At 59.0% G+C, this 17,461-nt stretch carries 16 protein-coding genes; 11 read left to right on the forward strand and 5 right to left on the reverse strand.

Annotated features, from left to right (window positions below):
* Nucleotides 1–16: 16 nt before the first annotated feature.
* Complete coding sequence (locus tag L085_RS11080; RefSeq protein WP_044030753.1) at nt 17–1,261, reverse strand: DUF1479 domain-containing protein; 1,245 nt, start codon at nt 1,259–1,261, stop codon at nt 17–19.
* Between the two features lie 168 nt (nt 1,262–1,429).
* Between L085_RS11080 and L085_RS11085 the strand changes: the two genes are divergently transcribed.
* The 3 genes from L085_RS11085 to L085_RS11095 all read left to right on the forward strand — a co-directional run bounded on the left by L085_RS11085 (nt 1,430) and on the right by L085_RS11095 (nt 3,953).
* The gene (locus tag L085_RS11085) at nt 1,430–1,969 is read left to right on the forward strand and encodes a GNAT family protein (RefSeq protein WP_044030754.1); all 540 of its coding nucleotides are present in this window, start codon (nt 1,430–1,432) and stop codon (nt 1,967–1,969) included.
* A gap of 119 nt (nt 1,970–2,088) precedes the next feature.
* On the forward strand, nt 2,089–3,318 hold the full coding sequence (gene alaC / locus L085_RS11090; protein ID WP_044030755.1) for an alanine transaminase: 1,230 nt from the start codon (nt 2,089–2,091) through the stop codon (nt 3,316–3,318).
* Nucleotides 3,319–3,428: 110 nt separating this feature from the next.
* A complete protein-coding gene (locus L085_RS11095; protein ID WP_044030756.1) occupies nt 3,429–3,953 on the forward strand; it encodes a cytochrome b in 525 nt (174 codons plus the stop codon).
* A 66-nt stretch (nt 3,954–4,019) separates the two neighbouring features.
* On the opposite strand, the gene ypdK is transcribed toward L085_RS11095, so the two are convergent.
* Nucleotides 4,020–4,094 carry a membrane protein YpdK gene (gene ypdK / locus L085_RS25310; protein WP_099782600.1) on the reverse strand — a complete coding sequence of 25 codons (75 nt, stop codon included), beginning with the start codon at nt 4,092–4,094 and terminating at the stop codon, nt 4,020–4,022.
* Between the two features lie 396 nt (nt 4,095–4,490).
* Between ypdK and L085_RS11100 the strand changes: the two genes are divergently transcribed.
* Nucleotides 4,491–5,231, forward strand: a complete 741-nt coding sequence (locus L085_RS11100; RefSeq protein WP_226988589.1) for a CDP-diacylglycerol diphosphatase — start codon at nt 4,491–4,493, stop codon at nt 5,229–5,231.
* Between the two features lie 274 nt (nt 5,232–5,505).
* Here the strand turns inward: L085_RS11100 and L085_RS11105 are convergent, their stop codons facing one another.
* Nucleotides 5,506–5,943, reverse strand: a complete 438-nt coding sequence (locus tag L085_RS11105) for a hypothetical protein (RefSeq protein WP_004936322.1) — start codon at nt 5,941–5,943, stop codon at nt 5,506–5,508.
* Nucleotides 5,944–6,523: 580 nt separating this feature from the next.
* Here L085_RS11105 and pgaA point away from each other — a divergent pair.
* The 4 genes from pgaA to pgaD are packed head-to-tail and all read left to right on the forward strand — an operon-like array spanning nt 6,524 to nt 12,765.
* Nucleotides 6,524–8,980 carry a poly-beta-1,6 N-acetyl-D-glucosamine export porin PgaA gene (pgaA, locus tag L085_RS11110; protein ID WP_071841624.1) on the forward strand — a complete coding sequence of 819 codons (2,457 nt, stop codon included), beginning with the start codon at nt 6,524–6,526 and terminating at the stop codon, nt 8,978–8,980.
* Between the two features lie 10 nt (nt 8,981–8,990).
* A complete protein-coding gene (gene pgaB / locus L085_RS11115; protein ID WP_031300559.1) occupies nt 8,991–10,997 on the forward strand; it encodes a poly-beta-1,6-N-acetyl-D-glucosamine N-deacetylase PgaB in 2,007 nt (668 codons plus the stop codon).
* A complete protein-coding gene (gene pgaC, locus L085_RS11120; protein WP_015378640.1) occupies nt 10,994–12,328 on the forward strand; it encodes a poly-beta-1,6-N-acetyl-D-glucosamine synthase in 1,335 nt (444 codons plus the stop codon). The genes pgaB and pgaC overlap by 4 nt, the downstream gene beginning before the upstream one ends.
* Nucleotides 12,325–12,765, forward strand: a complete 441-nt coding sequence (gene pgaD, locus L085_RS11125) for a poly-beta-1,6-N-acetyl-D-glucosamine biosynthesis protein PgaD (protein WP_016926824.1) — start codon at nt 12,325–12,327, stop codon at nt 12,763–12,765. Before pgaC ends, pgaD begins: the two co-directional genes overlap by 4 nt.
* Here the strand turns inward: pgaD and L085_RS11130 are convergent.
* Nucleotides 12,762–13,217 (reverse strand): DUF805 domain-containing protein, encoded by a 456-nt coding sequence (locus tag L085_RS11130; RefSeq protein WP_015378638.1) that lies wholly within the window; start codon nt 13,215–13,217, stop codon nt 12,762–12,764. The genes pgaD and L085_RS11130 overlap by 4 nt on opposite strands.
* 285 nt (nt 13,218–13,502) lie before the next feature.
* On the opposite strand from L085_RS11130, the gene mltB reads away from it, so the two are divergent.
* Entirely contained in the window at nt 13,503–14,591 is a 1,089-nt protein-coding gene (gene mltB / locus L085_RS11135) for a lytic murein transglycosylase B (RefSeq protein WP_015378637.1), read from the forward strand.
* Between the two features lie 57 nt (nt 14,592–14,648).
* On the opposite strand, the gene L085_RS11140 is transcribed toward mltB, so the two are convergent.
* Complete coding sequence (locus L085_RS11140) at nt 14,649–15,800, reverse strand: autotransporter domain-containing protein (RefSeq protein WP_015378636.1); 1,152 nt, start codon at nt 15,798–15,800, stop codon at nt 14,649–14,651.
* A gap of 397 nt (nt 15,801–16,197) precedes the next feature.
* Between L085_RS11140 and L085_RS11145 the strand changes: the two genes are divergently transcribed.
* Both L085_RS11145 and L085_RS11150 read left to right on the forward strand, forming a co-directional pair.
* Nucleotides 16,198–16,488, forward strand: coding sequence for a hypothetical protein (locus L085_RS11145; RefSeq protein ID WP_044030758.1), 291 nt, complete (start codon nt 16,198–16,200; stop codon nt 16,486–16,488).
* A gap of 46 nt (nt 16,489–16,534) precedes the next feature.
* Complete coding sequence (locus tag L085_RS11150) at nt 16,535–17,458, forward strand: DMT family transporter (protein ID WP_044030759.1); 924 nt, start codon at nt 16,535–16,537, stop codon at nt 17,456–17,458.
* Nucleotides 17,459–17,461 lie beyond the last annotated feature (3 nt).

Below are 17,461 nucleotides of genomic sequence, written 5' to 3' on the forward strand. Positions count from 1 at the left end.
TGGCTCAGGCCGGCGGTCAGCGCATGCCGAGCTGCGCTTTGCCCAGCGGCGTCAGCAGATCGGCGGTGGCGCGGCCGTCAAAATCCACTTCGAAGTCGTCGGGAGCGAAGTCCGGCGGCGTTCTGCCGTCGATAAAGCTCGGCAGCTGGCGCTGCAGGTAGGCGTCGTTTTTCGCGCAGCCCGGCGCGGCGGCGATGTACATCACGTTGCTGTCGAACTCGCCGTTATGCTCGTTCTCCACCGCGTGGATCACGTCGCAATGCCAAAATACCGTGTCGCCCGGCTCCAGATCGGGAATAGGGGAAATCCCACTTAATAAAAGGGGATGCCATTTTTCCGAGATCGACAGCGCGCGGCCCGGCGCCGCATCGCACAGATCGTCGTCGGCGACGTCGTCCTGCAGCGCGCGCAGCAACACATAGGCCATGGCGTTGGCGATCGGCACCAGGTTCAGCGTGCCGGCGTTGGTGCGTTGCGGCGTCAGCGCCGTCCAGCCCTGGAAGGTGCGGAACATCGAGCAGACTGCCGGGGAGGCTATTTCGCGCACTTCGGTGCGGCCGTCGGCGGCAAAGGGATCGTACTGCTGCCAGTCGCCGGAGAACACGTGGCGATACACATAGCGGAAATTCTCGTCCAGCCAGCGCTCGATGGTGCCGCTGTCGACGTGCGGCGACAGGCCCAGCGACGAGGAGTTCGGCGGGCGGCGGCGAGTGCGATCGGCGTAGGTGGCGATGCGGGTCGGATCGAAATGCTGCTTGCCGTTGCTTTCGGTGGCCCACAGGCTGTTGAGGAACACCTGCACCGCATGCATGCGCGCATCCTGCCGCGCTTCGACCTGCGGCTTTGACCAATAGATGCCATAAATCTGTGGCTTGCTGGCGGCCAGCTTGCCGAAATAGTTGTCTTCGGCGGCGTTTTTCAACCGCTCGACGAAGTTGTTGCGCTCGAGATAGTCGCCGATTTCCCGGTTCCAGCCTTCGGCCTTGGCGCGGGGAAACACGCCGCGAATGGCGCAGGCGCCGCGCTGTTTGATCAGCGCTATCTGTTGATCGCTGACGCGCTGCTGCAGGATATCTTCCGCGTCGATCTGCGGCACCGGATTATGGCCGGCGGCCAGTTCGCGGCGGATCTGGTCGACCTGGCCGCGGATGTTCTCCTCCAGCGCCAGAAAAACTTCGCGGTAGTTCGGCAAGGCCTGGCGCAGCTGGCGCTTGACGTTAACGATCGTCTGCGGAATATCATCGATGACTAAAGAGGCCATGGTGTTCTCCTGGTGCCGCGTGAGTCACTGCGGCGGACGGTTGTAGGGAATCGGGCAAGACGTTATGGTTTTGTGGTTTTAACGTGAATGATTATCGGCAACCAATCGGGGAAAATAAAGAGATATCTTTCATTCGTAAGTTCCTCTTTTTCGTTTTTCGGAGATTTTATGAAGCTGGTCACTGAACGCTTGTACTTACAGTCGATAACCGCCGAGGACTGGCCGCTGTTTCTGCGCCTTTACCAGGATCCTGATGTGATCCGCTATATCGCCGATCCGCTCAGCGAAGCGGCGATCCGCGAGCGTTTCGACGCGCGGCTGCCGGCCTGGGACAAACACGGCGATCAGTGGCTGTGTCTGGTGATGCGTGAGAAGCACAGCGGGGAGGCGGTGGGCATTACCGGCTTTCGCCCGCAGTGGCTGCCGTATCGGCAGGCGGAGGTGGGATATGGCAGTTTGCCCTCCGGCCAGGGCAAGGGCTATGGCAAGGAGTCGCTGCGGGCGGTGCTGGATTTTGCGGTGAACGCCTGCGGTTTTCACAAGCTGACCGCTACCGTGACCGCCGGCAACCTCGCCTCGCGCGGCCTGCTGGAGTCGTGCGGTTTTCAGCTGGAAGGCACGCTGCGCGATAATTTCCGCCTGGCGGGAGAGTGGCACGACGACTGGCTGTTCGGGCTGTTGGCGGCGGAGTTTCAGGGCGGCAAATAAAAATATCGCGCCGGGTATCGACAAGCTCGCCGGCGCTGCGCTATGTTCGATATTCGGTCAGTTCGCTGGCCAGCGTCGCTCGGACGGTCCGGGCGCTAACGTTTATCGAGGAATCCCCTATGGCTGATAACAGTCCACAGCGCCGTTTTACGCGCATTGAACGTCTTCCCCCTTACGTATTCAACATCACCGCCGAACTGAAGATGGCCGCACGCCGTCGCGGCGAGGATATTATTGACTTCAGCATGGGTAACCCCGACGGCCCGACGCCGCCGCACATCGTGGAAAAACTGTGCGCCGTCGCCCAGCGCGACGACACCCACGGTTACTCCACCTCGCGTGGCATTCCGCGCCTGCGCCGCGCCATCTCGCGCTGGTATGCCGATCGTTATCAGGTGGATATCGATCCGGAAAGCGAAGCCATCGTCACCATCGGCTCGAAAGAGGGGCTGGCGCACCTGATGCTGGCGACCCTGGATCACGGCGATACCGTGCTGGTGCCGAACCCCAGCTACCCGATCCACATTTACGGCGCGGTGATCGCCGGCGCTCAGGTGCGCTCGGTGCCGCTGGTGGACGGCGTGGATTTCTTCAGTGAACTGGAGCGCGCCATTCGGGAAACCATTCCGCGCCCGAAAATGATGATCCTCGGCTTCCCGTCCAACCCGACCGCGCAGTGCGTGGAGCTGGATTTCTTCGAGCGGGTGGTGGCGCTGGCCAAACAGTACAACGTGCTGGTGATCCACGACCTGGCCTATGCCGACATCGTCTATGACGGCTGGAAAGCGCCGTCGATCATGCAGGTGCCGGGGGCGAAAGACATTGCGGTGGAGTTCTTCACCCTGTCGAAAAGCTACAACATGGCCGGCTGGCGCATCGGTTTCATGGTCGGCAACCCTGAGCTGGTCAGCGCGCTGGCGCGCATCAAAAGTTATCACGACTACGGCACCTTCACGCCGCTGCAGGTGGCGGCCATCGCCGCGCTGGAAGGCGATCAGCAGTGCGTGCGCGATATCGCCGAGCAGTATCGGCAGCGCCGCAACGTGTTGGTGAAGGGGCTGCACGAGGCCGGCTGGATGGTGGAAAACCCGAAGGCGTCGATGTACGTGTGGGCGAAAATTCCCGAGCCTTATGCCCACCTCGGTTCGCTGGAGTTCGCCAAGCGCCTGCTGGCGGAAGCCAAGGTCTGCGTCTCGCCGGGCATCGGCTTCGGCGACTACGGCGATACCCACGTGCGCTTCGCGCTGATCGAGAATCAGGATCGTATCCGCCAGGCGGTGCGCGGCATCAAGGCGATGTTCCGCACGGACGGGCTGCTGAAGCCGGGTAAAGCCGGCAGCACCAAATAACCCTGTCAGGCCGGGCGTTCGCCCGGCCTTATTTTTTCCGTCCCAAGGTTTTCTTCATTATTTCCCCATTATGCTCAACTACGCTGAATTTTATTTTTTGGACAGAGTGTATGAGCAACCGCTACGCGCGATCGCAAATCGTTTTACATTGGCTGACGTTGCTGATGGTGATCCTCACCTATGCGGCGATGTTGCTGAAAGATTCGGTGCCGGAGGCGTGGGTGCCGATGGTCAAAAATCTGCATTTCAACTTTGGGGTATCGGTCTTTGCCCTGATGCTGATTCGGTTGGCGGTGCGCTCTTTCCACGCTGCGCCGCCAACCACGCCTCCGCTGGAGGAGTGGCAGGAGGTAGGCGCGAAGATTTTCCATTGGCTGCTGTACGTGGTCTTCCTGATGTTGCCGCTGCTGGGCATGTTAACCCTGGCCTACGGTGGGAAATCGTGGTCTTTGCTGGGCTGGCCGATGCCGCAGTGGGTGACGCCGGATCCGGTGATGCGCAAGCTGGTCAAAACGGTGCATGAGACGCTGGCAAACGTTGGCTACTTTATCATTGGCGCGCATGCGCTGGCGGCGCTGTATCACCACTACCTGCGCAAGGACGACACCCTGCGCCGCATGATGCCGGGCAAATGAGCGCTAGCCGAAACGACAAAGGGACGCTTGCGCGTCCCTTTGTCTGTGTTCCTGGTGTGGCTGCTGTCAGGCAACCATCAACATGAAGGTGCCAACCCAGGCAACCAGCATGAATGACACGCCCATCAAAAAATATTTCACTGAACAACTCCTGTCTGGAGTCCTCGCCAGCAATGATCCCGATTGTTGTGCTGAGTATTTTATGGGCAACCTGCTTGTCGGGCGGATTCTTCCAAGCGGAAGAACAACGTCCTCGAGCGCGGGTTGTCCGGTTGTCGCGCCTCATGCTCCGTGAGGTAAAATCCGAACCGCGACAGGATCGGCGCTAATGTACTCTCAATACTGGTCTGATTTCAATACTGTGTTTTTGATCACAATTTTAGGCTGTTTTTTAAACAGGGTGCGCTGTTTTATAACGCTTTTTATTTATGTTTACCTATAGTAAGTTTCGACGCTAGGATAGCGTTGTAACGTAGGCTGGCTACAATCGAAAAGGATTTTTAATTTGTTGTTATTAAAGTTTTTTTTAAAGCATCGGTGCTTTTTTTGATAGCGACCCCGCCGTCTGCTTTTGCCAGTAATGCTTTGTGGCGCGTAGTGAATAATCTATGTGTGTTTAACTATCAATATTTAGGAACACCATTTCCCTGCGATAAAGTTTCAATGGATGAAGGTGTCGCTCGTGGCTATGCCATAGTACGCGATCTTGAAAGCCGCTATCATTATTTGCTCGTGCCAACGTTGAAAATGGCGGGAGTCGAAAGTCCGGAACTGTTATTAGCTGATACGCCAAATTATTTTGCGTTGGCTTGGCAGAATCGACATGTTCTGGAAGAGGTTTATGGCTCTTCATTGCCACGAGAAGCTTATGCTTTAACAATAAACTCGCAGCGAGGCCGTACTCAAGGGCAATTGCACATTCACATTTCATGCTTGAAACCGCATGTCAGACGCAGTATAGACCGCCAGCTACCTAATATTGGGGATGAATGGACACCGTTGAAAGACAACTTGGTTGGGCAACATTATTTAGGTATGCGAATAAGGCAAGCGGATTTGGACGGTGTGTTTCCATTTATCAATATAGGTCATGATCTGATTAAAAAAAACGCGGATATGAGAAAGTTTGGTGTGGCGGTCGTCCCCGTTACTTTTGAAGATAAACAACAAGGGTTTATTTTATTGGCTGACGAGGAAGGGGCGATGAAAAACAATACGGGGCACACTGAGAATTTGCTTGATTTTTCTTGTAAGAACTTTACCACGCATTCCAGTTAGCGATACGTCGTGAACAGAAAGCCCGCCGTGTGGCGGGCTTTAAAATCGGGTATTGCAATACGGTGGCAGGCGCTCAGGCGACGGCGTTGATGCCGGTCGCCAAAATGACCCAAAAAACGAGACAAGACAGCAGAATAACGGCCCAAATATGACGGCGACTCCACTCCATTTTTAGCCTTCGTTGTTGCGACAAGTGATTAGGTAGCCATCATATCGGCGCAAAACGGGGGAAATTTAGCCCCCTTGGATAATATTTCGCTTACCTGCCGCTAACTTATTGGCAAACTTCACTTATCGTCACGCGCACTTCGTAGCCCAGCAGATACAACGCCTGCTCCAGCGCTTCCACTTTTGAGGCGTAGCCGATATCCAGCAACCGCTCCATTTGCCCGCCGTTGAAACCCAGCTTGCGCGCCAGCGCCGCTTTACCGGTGTTTTTGCGCAGCATCGCGTTGTGCAGTTCGATCTTCAGCGCCACCAGCGCCGGCAGATGTACCCTCAAGTCATCGGTTTGCGAAGGAGAAGGGGCGGGCAGGGGCAGCCCTTCATCCATCGCGGCGGCGATGGCGGCCAGCAGGCTTTCCTGCGCTTCCAGCTCGATGTCTTCGCGTTTATAGCAGGCAGATTGCCACTCGGGGAAGTCGTGGAAACCGATCTGCCAGGCGTCGCTGTCGCTATCGAAGGTGTAATGGGCGGGGTAGTGGCTGTACATGGCAATCCCTGATTGAAACCAGAATGAGGCGCTATTGTGACGGCATGCTCGGGAGATAGCCAGCATGAATGTATCCGTGGGGGAATTTAAATTGAATTGAATAATTATTAGCAGGCAAATTTAATATTCGTGTTAACAATAATCTTGTTATTTTCTCCAACAAGGCAGGTTATTTAATTGGATGTTTGGATTAATATTCCTGTCGACCGGTGATAATGAGAATTAAAATCAAATATCACACCGGTTTTATACAATTTCACACGAAAGAGTGAAATTAAGAATATTGATCATTAATGTGTTTTATCTTATTGATTTATATTGTTTTAATTTTTGTTATTTCACTTATTGATAATTGTGAAATTCCAGTTTCAGGCAGATATCACCTGGCTGCGGTATTCATTGGCAGATTTATAAAATACTCTTTTTAGGCAAAGGCGCATTCGATTCTATTTAAGCGTGCGCCAGACAGAAATATTCATTACTCCATGCTTATTACCCGGCGGCTCTAGCCGACTTTTCGGGTGCCTGCTCGCATTTCTACTTTGCCAGGACAGCAGCTCACGGATTAAAGGAATACCTCGTGCCTAAAGTTAACTCGCGTTCATTACGCTTTACCGAACGCCACGCCACCAAATATGCGGCGTCATTGATGTTTATCGGTTTATCCCTGCCGGCCACCGCGCTGGCGGATGAACGCTATGACGCGCTGATCCGTCAGGCCAGATCGGGCGATACTGCGCCGGTGCTGGCGTATTTATCGCAGCGGCGCGCTCAGGAGGGGTTGAGCCTGCAGCAGCGAGCCGATTATATCCAGGTGGCCGGGTGGGCCGGCCACGATGAAGAGGTAGTCGCGCTTTGGCGTGCCGACGGCGCCGCGCTGCAGCGGGATAGCGCCAGTCTGGCGACGGCGGCTCGCGCCTATCGCAACCTGAAGCAGTGGCAACCATCGCTGCGCCTGTGGCGTACGGCGTTGCAGCTCGCTCCCGCCGACGGCGGCTTACAGCGTGGCTATGTGATGACGCTGGCGGATGCCGGGCAGGATGCGCAGGCGCAAACGGAGGCGGCCAAAGCGGAGAAGCTGCTGGAGCCGGCGACGTGGTATCTGACGCGCGCCTATGTGGACCAGGCCGCCGGCCGCAGCTGGGCGGCGCTGGAAAACGCCACTCATGCCCGCGCGCTGGCGCCGTCCGACACCGGTATTCAGGCTTATTACGTGACGCTGCTGGCGGCGAATCGGGTCGCGGATCCGGCGCTGCGTGAAAGCCAGGGGCTGGCATTGCCGCCCGCGCAGCAGCGGCGCCTGCAGGCGGATGAAGCCGCCGAACTGGTGCGGCTGTCGTTTATCGATGCTCGCGGCGAACAAGAACGTTTCGTCATCGCCGATCGCGCGCTGGCGCGCTATGACCAACTGCTGGCGCAGTGGCGGCCGCTGCCGGAGGCGCAGGACAGCTACCAACAGGCGCGTGTCGATCGCCTGGGCGCGCTGCTGGCGCGCTATCGAATGGCCGACGTGGTGAGCGAGTATCAAACCTTGCAGGCGGAAGGGCGCACGGTGCCGGATTATGCGCAGCGCTGGGCGGCGTCCGCCTACCTCTATCTGCAGCAGCCGGACAAGGCGCAGGCCATTTTCGGCCGGCTGAACGCCGCCGCGCCGCAGGCGGTGACCGCCGAAGACGAGACCGATCTGTTTTACGCGCAGGCGGAGAACGAACGCATCGATCAGGCGGCGCTGCTGGCGCAGCGCGTCAGCCAGCGCTATCCCTACGCGACCCACCTGTACCAGCTGCCGACGCTGGCCTACAACGATGATTGGCTGGTCGGCCAATCGCTGCTGGCGCAGTCGCGGGTTTATCAACGCGATCTGGCCGAGGCCGAACGGCAGCTGACCCATCTGGCGCGAACGGCACCGGGTAATCAGGGGCTGCGCATCTCCTTGGCCAGCGTTTATTTGGCGCGCGGCTGGCCGCGTCGCGCCGAGGAGGAGTTGAAACAGGTGGAAGGGCTGGAGCCGCGCAGCCTGCCGTTGGAGATCCAGCAGGGCTATGTCGCGCAGGGGTTGCAGGAGTGGCGCCAACTGGATTTGCTGGCCGACGACGTCATCCAGCGCGCGCTGGAAAGCGTCGCCGCTCAGCAGTTTGAACGTTCGCGCCGCATTCACCATATGTCTGAACTGCGCATCAGCGGCAATCAGGGCATCGATTCCGACGGGCCGGTCAGCGGCAGCCACGATTTCGGCATACACGCCGCGCTCTATTCACCGCCGATCGACGACAACTGGCGGCTGTTCACCGGCTGGGGATTCAACACCGGCCAGTTCGACGAGGGCAAGGGCATCAACCGCGATCTCAGCGCCGGTGCCGAGTGGCGCTCGCGCGATCTGTGGCTGGAGGCCGAGGTGGCCAACCGCAACTACGGCCACGGCAATGAGCTCGGCCTGCGCCTCTCATCCTGGTATGACCTGAATGATCAATGGCGCCTCGGCGGTTCGATGGCGCGCCTGTCGGCCGAGACGCCGCTGCGCGCGTTGACCAACGGCATCAGCGCCAACGGCGGCAACCTGTGGCTGCGTTGGCAGCAGAACGAAAGCCGCGAGCTGCGCGCCAGCGTGGCGCCTTCGCACTTCTCGGACGGCAACAACCGGCTGGAATACGGCCTGGAAGGGCGGCAACGGCTGCTCGCCGGCGCCCGTTATCGGCTGGACATGAACCTGACGCTGTCCGGCAGCCGCAACAGCCAGGAGAACGTGCCGTATTACAACCCGAAGCGCGACTTCACGCTGCTGCCGTCGTTAACGCTCGATCACACCCTGTATCGCCATTATCAGACCGAGTGGAGCCAGCAGTTCCAGGCCGGCGCCGGCAGCTATTGGCAGCGGGACTATGCGCGCAAGCCGATCACCCAGCTGGGTTACGGCCAGCGCGTCAGCTGGAACGGAGTGCTGGACGCCGGCGTGATGCTGCAGTTTGAGAAGCATCCGTACGACGGCAAACGCGAGCGGAACATCGGCGTGACGTTTGATCTGAATTATCGTTTTTAAAGGAATCATCATGCTTATTCGATCCTCGCTTTTAGTGCTGGCCGCGTTGCTGACCACCGCCTGCAGTCAGGCGGACGTACCGCGCTTCACGCCGCCGGCGGAGCGAACCGTGGGGCCAATGGAACGCCCGTGGCCGGCCAACCGCTACGCGGTGCTGGCGTATCACGACGTGGAAGACGGCGCGGCGGACCAGCGCTACATGTCGGTGCGCACCAGCGCGCTTAACGAACAGTTCGCCTGGCTGAAGCAAAACGGCTATCAGCCGGTGTCGGTCGAGCAGATCCTGCAGGCGCAGAACGGCGGCCCGGCGTTGCCTAACAAGGCGGTGCTGCTGACTTTCGACGACGGCTACCGCAGCTTCTACAGCCGGGTATTCCCGTTGCTGAAGGCCTACAACTGGCCGGCGGTGCTGGCGCCGGTCGGCGTTTGGCTGGATGCGCCGGCCGACAAGCCGGTCGATTTCGGCGGCCTGATGACGCCGCGCGATCGCTTCCTCACCTGGCAGCAGGTGCGGGAAGTGTCGGACTCCGGGCTGGTGGAGATCGGCGCGCATACCTACGCCTCGCATTATGGCGGCATCGCCAACCCGCAGGGCAATACCGAACCGGCGGTCGCCAATCGGCTGTACGACGCCAAGCAGGGCCGCTATGAAAGCGAGACGGAGTACCGCCAACGCATCGAGAAGGACGTGGCGTTGATCACCCGGCGCATCACCGCCGCCACCGGTAAGGCGCCGCGCGTGTGGGTCTGGCCGTACGGTGCGGCCGGCGGCGTGGCGCTGGATATCGCGCGCAAGCACGGTTACCGCATGGCGCTGACGCTGGAGAACGGGCTGGGAGACGTCAACGCGCCTGAGAACGTGCCGCGCATGCTGGTGGCCGGCAATCCGTCGCTGACGAGCTTCGCCCAGCAGCTGACGCAGATACAGAACCGGCAGATCATGCGGGTGGCGCACGTCGATCTCGACTACCTCTACGATCCCGATCCGCAGCAGCAGGCCAAAAACCTCGACAAGCTGATCCAGCGCATCTATGACCTGCGCATCAATACCGTTTTCCTGCAGGCGTTCGCCGATCCAAAAGGCGACGGCAACGTGCGCGAGCTCTATTTCCCCAACCGCTGGCTGCCGATGAAGGCCGACCTGTTCAACCGGGTCTCCTGGCAGCTCTCTTCTCGCACCGGCGTGGCCGTGTATGCCTGGATGCCGGTGCTGGCGTTCGAGCTGGGGTCTGACGTGCCGCGCGTGCAGCGCCTCGATCCGCAAAGCGGGCAGCTGTCGGTAGACGACAAGCAGTATCGTCGCCTGTCGCCGTTCAGTCCGGTGGCGCGCCAGCGCATCGGTGAGATCTACGAGGATCTGGCGGCCCATGCCACTTTCAAAGGGATCCTGTTCCACGACGATGCGCTGCTGTCGGACTTCGAAGATGCCGGCCCCGACGCCGTTGCGGCCTATCGCCAGGCCGGCTTCGCCGATTCGGTGGCGGCGATTCGTCAGGATCCGCAGGCGATGGCGCGCTGGACGCGCTTCAAGAGCCGGGCGCTGATCGACTTTACCCAGTCGCTGGCCGAACGGGTGCGGGCGATCCGCGGTCCGCAGGTGCAAACCGCGCGCAATATTTATGCGATGCCGGTACTCGATCCCGCCAGTGAAGCCTGGTTCGGCCAGAATTTAGCGGATTTCCTGCAGGCCTACGACTGGGTAGCGCCGATGGCGATGCCGCTGATGGAAAACGTGCCGCGCGCCGACAGCGGCCGCTGGCTGGATCAACTGGTGGGCAAAGTGGCCGCTTACCCCGGCGCGCTCGATAAAACGGTGTTTGAGTTGCAGGCTGTCGACTGGCGCAAGGAGCGCCGGATCAGCCTGGATGACGGTCAACTGCTGGCCGAATGGATGCGTCGCCTGCAGCGCAATGGCGCTCAGAGCTTTGGTTATTACCCCGACAACTTCCTCGACGATCGGCCTAAGCTGGATGCCGTTCGCCCGGTGTTGTCCTCAGCCTGGTTCCCACTGCCATGACCGATCGTTTAATTGCCTTATTTATCCTGTGTCTGGTGTTGAGCGTGCCTTTCGGCATCGTCCTGCTGTTTACCGGCGAAATGCTGCTCAACTTCGTGTTCTTCTGGCCGTTGTTCATGTCCGGCATCTGGATCGCCGGCGGCATCTATTTCTGGCTGCATCGCGAGCGGCATTGGCGCTGGAGCCCGGACATGCCCGCGCCGGCGCTGCCGGGCAACCCGTCGATCAGCGTGCTGATCCCCTGTTTCAACGAAGGGTTGAACGCGCGTGAAACCATTTCGGCGGCGATGGCGCAGCGCTATGACAATATCGAAGTGATCGCCATCAACGACGGCTCCAGCGATGACACCGCCGAGGTGTTGGACCAGTTGACGCTGGAGTTCCCCCGGCTGCGAGTGATCCATTTGGCGCAAAATCAGGGCAAGGCGATCGCGCTGCAGGCGGGCGCAGCGGCGGCGCGCAGCGAGTATCTGGTGTGCATCGACGGCGATGCGCTGCTGGATCGCGATGCGGCAGCCTATTTGGTGGCGCCGCTGTTGGCCAATCCGCATGTCGGCGCGGTGACCGGCAACCCGCGCATCCGCACGCGCTCCACGCTGATCGGCCGCATCCAGGTCGGTGAGTTTTCGTCGATCATCGGCCTTATCAAGCGCACGCAGCGCGTTTATGGCCGCCTGTTCACCATCTCCGGCGTGGTCGCGGCGTTTCGTAAGCAAGCGCTTACCGATGTCGGTTACTGGAGTCAGGACATGATCACCGAAGACATCGACATCAGCTGGAAGCTGCAGCTGAAGCACTGGGCTATCTTCTTCGAACCGCGAGCGCTGTGCTGGATCCTGATGCCGGAGACCTTGCGCGGGCTATGGAAGCAGCGCCTGCGCTGGGCGCAGGGCGGCGCCGAGGTGTTTTTAAAGAATCTGCGCAACCTGTGGGCCTGGGAGCACCGGCATATGTGGCTGCTGTTCGCCGAGTATTGCCTCTCCACGCTGTGGGCGTTCACTTACCTGGTCAGCGTGCTGATTTTTCTGGTTGGACTGGCGATACCGCTGCCGGAGGGCATCCGCATTCACTCGCTGCTGACGCCGGCGTTTACCGGCCTGGTGCTGGGCGTGGTGTGCTTGCTGCAGTTCACCGTCAGTCTGCTGCTGGAGAAGCGCTATGAGAAGGGCTTTGGCCGCTCGTTGTTCTGGATCATCTGGTATCCGCTGGTGTATTGGCTGCTCAGCTTGCTGACCACGCTGGTGGCGTTTTCCAAAGTGATGTTGAAAGCTCGGCGCGGGCGTGCGCGCTGGATAAGCCCCGACCGGGGCATTGGGAGGATCAAAGAATGACGGACGTCCTGATTTATTCCGAGCGCGGCCTGCTGCCGCGCATGGTAGACAGCCTGCTGACGCTTTTCGCCTGGTGCGGCTTTCTTTATCTGTTCAGCCGCGGCCTGATGTCGGTGATGGATCAGCACGGGGTGGGCTCCGCCCTGTCGCTGCTGGAAGTGATCTCGCTGTATATCATTGTGGCGTTGTTCAATGCCGTCACTCTGATCGCCTGGGCCAAATACAACCAGTATTTCTCCCGTCGCAGGGCGGCCGACCGCTGGCGGAAACAGCAACAGAACACCCACATCGGCTATATCACGCCGGAGCTGACCCGGCAGTTGCGGCGTTTGCCGATCGCCGTGGTGTCCCACAACAGCGGCGGCGGTATCAGCCAGGTTAGCGGCAGGCTGACGGCGGCCGAACCGGCAGCGAACAAGGTGGTGCAGCTGCGTTAATCGTCAGCGTTGCCGTCCGGCTTGCGGCGCAGCCCGTCGGGCGGCAACAGCAGGGCGCAGATCATCCCCGCCAGACTGAACAGCGGCAGCCAGCGCGCCACCGGGCCGGGAGAGTAATTGTTCAGCACCGAACACACATAGCACGCCACGGCCAGCGCCCAACCGGGCAGGCCGATATCGTTGAGCCGAAACGCGGTTTTGGCCATAAACCACGCCACCAGGCCAAAACAGAACAGCGCCCACACCATGATGCACAGCAGATACAGCAGCACCGAGACGAATTCCTCGGTATCGCCGTGCGCATGGGCGCGAAAATGGTTTTTATCCAGATAGGTCGACAGAAACGACAGTAGCACGATGCCAACGGCGAAGATCGCCAGCGAAAAAACAAAGGGTTTGCGCGAGATGCGCCCACGATAAAGGTCTTTGGCGAGTTGTCCGAGAGAGTCCATCACAATCCGTTGTCGTAATCATTGACCGCCCGGCGGTGGCCGGATGGCAAGCAGCCGGGCATTTTATCGGGGTAAATGCGGGCGTCAAGGTGATAATTTTTCTCATTTAGTTGCGGTTGAGATTCCACGCGGCCGCATCGGGCGTCCCTTCACCGTGCAAAACGTCACAATTTGGCACGTTTGGCTACCTGGCGCGGTAATTGGCGGCATAATCCGGTTTGTTCGCGTTGAACAATGCATTAACATAACTCCCACTTATCTCTTGCATGGCTATATGGATATCCGATGCGTCACCTGGTTGCGCTTTTACCGCTGATTACCTTGCTTGCTGCCTGTAGCAGCACGCCGAAACCCAGTACCACCGCTACGCCGCAGAGCACCCCGGTAAAGGGCGGCTTTTTGCTGAGCCCGGCGCACAGCGGCGCGCCGCTGGGGGGGGATTTCGCCAATAACCCGAATACCGCGCGCTTTATCGATAAGATGGTGCAGGAACACGGCTTTGATCGGCAGCAGCTGCACGACGTGCTGGCGCAGGCACGGCGTTTGGATTCGGTGCTGCGGCTGATGGACAGGCAGGCGCCGACGCCGTCTACCCAGGGGCCAACCGGGCCGAACGGTTCCTGGCTGCGCTACCGCAACAAGTTCATCACCCCGGATAACGTGCAGAACGGCGTGGTGTTCTGGAATCAATATCAGGATGCGCTGCAGCGCGCCTGGCAGGTGTACGGCGTGCCGCCGGAGATCATCGTGGGGATTATCGGCGTGGAGACCCGCTGGGGCCGCGTAATGGGTAAAACCCGCATTATCGACGCGCTGGCGACGTTGGCCTTCAACTACCCGCGCCGCGCCGATTACTTCGCCGGTGAGCTGGAAACCTTCCTGCTGATGTCGCGCACCGAAGGCGACGATCCGCTCGAACTGCGCGGCTCCTTTGCCGGCGCGATGGGCTATGGGCAGTTCATGCCTTCTTCCTTCAAAAGCTATGCGGTCGACTTCAACGGCGATGGGCATATCAACCTGTGGGATCCGGTCGATGCCATCGGCAGCGTGGCCAATTACTTCAAGGCGCACGGCTGGTCCAAAGGCGAGCCGGTCGCCATTCAGGCCAACGGCCAGGCACCGGGGCTGGAAAATGGCTTCAAGACGCGCTACTCGGTTGCCGCGCTGGCGGAAGCCGGCCTAAGCCCGCAGGGCTCGCTCGGCGATAATCAGGAAGCCAGCCTGCTGCGGCTGGACATCGGCACCGGCTACCAGTATTGGTATGGCCTGCCGAACTTCTACGTCATCACCCGCTATAACCACAGCACCCATTACGCCATGGCGGTATGGCAGCTGGGCGAGGCGGTCGGGCGCTCGGCGCGCGGCGGCTTCTGACGCTGCGTCAATAAACGAAAAAGGCCGCTTGCGCGGCCTTTTTTGCGTTCTGAGCAATCAGAAATCGTAGCGCAGGCGCACCACGGTCATATCGCCGAGGTTGTCGGTGCTCGATGTCAGCACGTGCTCCACGTCAACGCGGAAACCGTAGTCAAACTGCACGGTAACCCCGAGGCCGTTGTCGATGCGCTGGTAGTTGCGGCCGGTGATGTATTCCAGGCGGTCGCCCATGAAGTACGGCATCACCGATTTCACCGCGTACTGGCCAACCGGCACGGTATAACCGGCCAGGTATTCGATACCCCATGCGTCGCCGGCGAAGTAATTATTGATGTCGGCTTTCTTGGTGGTCAGGAAGTCGTTGTAGTAACCGCCGCCGAAGGTGAGGGTCCAGTTGTCCGGTTTCCAACTGATGGCGGTACCGAAAATGTTCTGGTCATAGCTCTTGCTGCCGCTGGTGGACGGATTGCGCATTTCGGCGCGGGTGTAGTTCCAGGCGGTGCCCCAGGTCAAATCCGGCGTAATGTGGTAATCCACGCCCAGTGAGCCGCCGCCTTTGCGCTTGTAGCGCAGGCCGTTGCCCGGCAGATAGTCGCTGTCGCTGAACAGGTACGAAGCGTAAACGTCCGCATCGCCGAAGCGGTTCTTGTACTTCAGCATTTTGCGTGAGCGGTAAGAGCCGTCGTAGTCACCGTTGATGCCGTTGCCCGGTGCCTGGGCCAGCATGTCGTAGTCCCAGATATCGGTTTTGGCGCCCACCACGTCATAATAAACGCTGTTCTGTTGACCGAAGGTCATCTGGCCCCAGGTGTTGCTTTTCAGGCCGGTGTACAGCATGCGGCGGCTGGTGTTTCTCGCGCCGTCGGCATAGTGGTGATCCCAGTCGAACAGCGCCGGAATGTTCACGCCCAGCTCGTAGTAGCTGATCCAGCTGATATCGTCGAACAGGTAGTAGTCCGCCGCGAAACGGAAGCGGGTGCCGCCGTCGAAGCCGTTACGCTTGTAGGAGCCCTTGTCACCGTCGCCCGTCATGTTGTTGAACTGCGGACGGATACTGCCGCCAACGGTGAAGTTCAGGCGGCTGAGCGGATCGCCAGCCTGCGGATCCTGCTTCAGCAGGGTGATTTCCGCCTGAGCGGCGAACGACGCGCTGCCGATCGCCAGACCCAGCGCCACCGCTTGAGTCAATACGCGCAATTTCATTGCCATGTGTTATCCCTGTTTTATGTATGACCGCCCCCATCAGCGCCGCCATGCCGATGTTTTGCGCAGAACGCTGCGTTTTCACGCATTTTGACGGTTTTTTTGGTGTTTTAGCGGCGGGCGGCATTTGTAACATAAACGGTAAAATAAATAATTACTTTTCTTGCTAATTATTGGCCGGTTTTTGACCATTTCGTGCGGTGAAAAGGGCCGCTTTTCATGCCTTTCGATTCGGATGAATTCATCTAACGCCAAGGTTTATATTTTTCATTTGTCAGTCATCGGCGTCAGCCTGTAATTTTATCCGTGCAAGAGATAATTAATTAAAGCCTGTCACCGCCGTATTAACGTTAGCCGCTTTCTGCGTAATCGGTCGGCAGGAATAAGCGATTGGGAGGTCGCTATGAGGAATCTGTTAATGTTGTTGGTGGGGCTGTTTTCATTACCGGCGATGGCGGCGGAATCGCACGTTTGTCATTCTCAAGCTTATGATTATTCAGAGGTTAGTAAGCTCAGGCTGTCAGCCGACACCCTGTTTTCCTGCCGCGGCGTGGGGCGCCTGACGATCCCGGAACTGGCGCGCAAAGGATGGAAGGTGATTCATTTGGCGCAGCAAACTGAATATACCGACTCTGTCGACAGCGACGGCGAGATTATTAAACTTTATCAGGAAATAGTGGTGTATAAAGAATAACGCGACGGCAGCCTGTTATTATTTCAACGGCGACGAGAACCCTATTATGAATGCAAGAATCGGTATTGACGGCAGGGCTGCCGCCGCCATGGTGATGCTTTGCGCTATCTGGGGAATGCAGCAGGTGGCGATCAAGGCTGCCGAGGCGGATGTGTCGGCGGTGCTGCAAATTGCCATTCGTTCGGGGCTCGCCGCGCTGGGGGTATACCTGTTGGCGCGTTGCCGCGGCGAGTGTTTCACCTGGGATCGCGCCACGCTGAGCGCCGGTCTGAGCGTAGGAGCATTGTTCGCGCTGGAGTTCTTTTTTGTCTCCGAAGGGCTGCGCTATACCAGCGCCTCGCATATGGCGGTGTTTTTGTACACCGCGCCGCTGTTTTCTGCCCTTGGCCTGCATTTCCTGAATCGTCAGGAGCGTCTGTCGCCGGTGCAGTGGCTGGGCATGCTCATCGCCTTTGGCGGTGTGGTGCTGGCCATATCGGGCATGGCCGAGGGCAGCGGCGGGGCCGATCGGCTGAAAGGCGATTTCTATGGCCTGCTGGCGGGGATCGCCTGGGGCGGTTCTACCCTGGTGATCCGTACCACGCGCCTGGCGGAGTGCCCGGCCAAACAGACGCTGCTGTTCCAGTTGACGGGCGCCTGTGTGCTACTGTCGCTGCTGGCGCTGGCGACAGACAATTTGCACGTCGTCCTGAGCCCCGTGGCCTGGAGCAGCCTGTTGTTCCAAACGGTGATCGTGTCGTTTTTCAGCTACCTGATCTGGTTTTCACTGTTGCGTCGTTATCAGGCTTCCTCGTTGGGCATTCTCACCTTTATGACGCCGGTATTCGGCATCCTGGCGGGGGCCGTCATTCTCGGCGAACCGTTGCAAATTGAATTTGTATTGGGTGCTGTGTTGATCGTACTGGGGTTAATCGTAGTGAGTTGTTCATATCTTATTTATGTTGACCGAAGGGTGGCACCAAAAATATAAATT

This window comes from Serratia sp. FS14 (assembly GCF_000695995.1).
Classification (GTDB): domain Bacteria; phylum Pseudomonadota; class Gammaproteobacteria; order Enterobacterales; family Enterobacteriaceae; genus Serratia; species Serratia nematodiphila.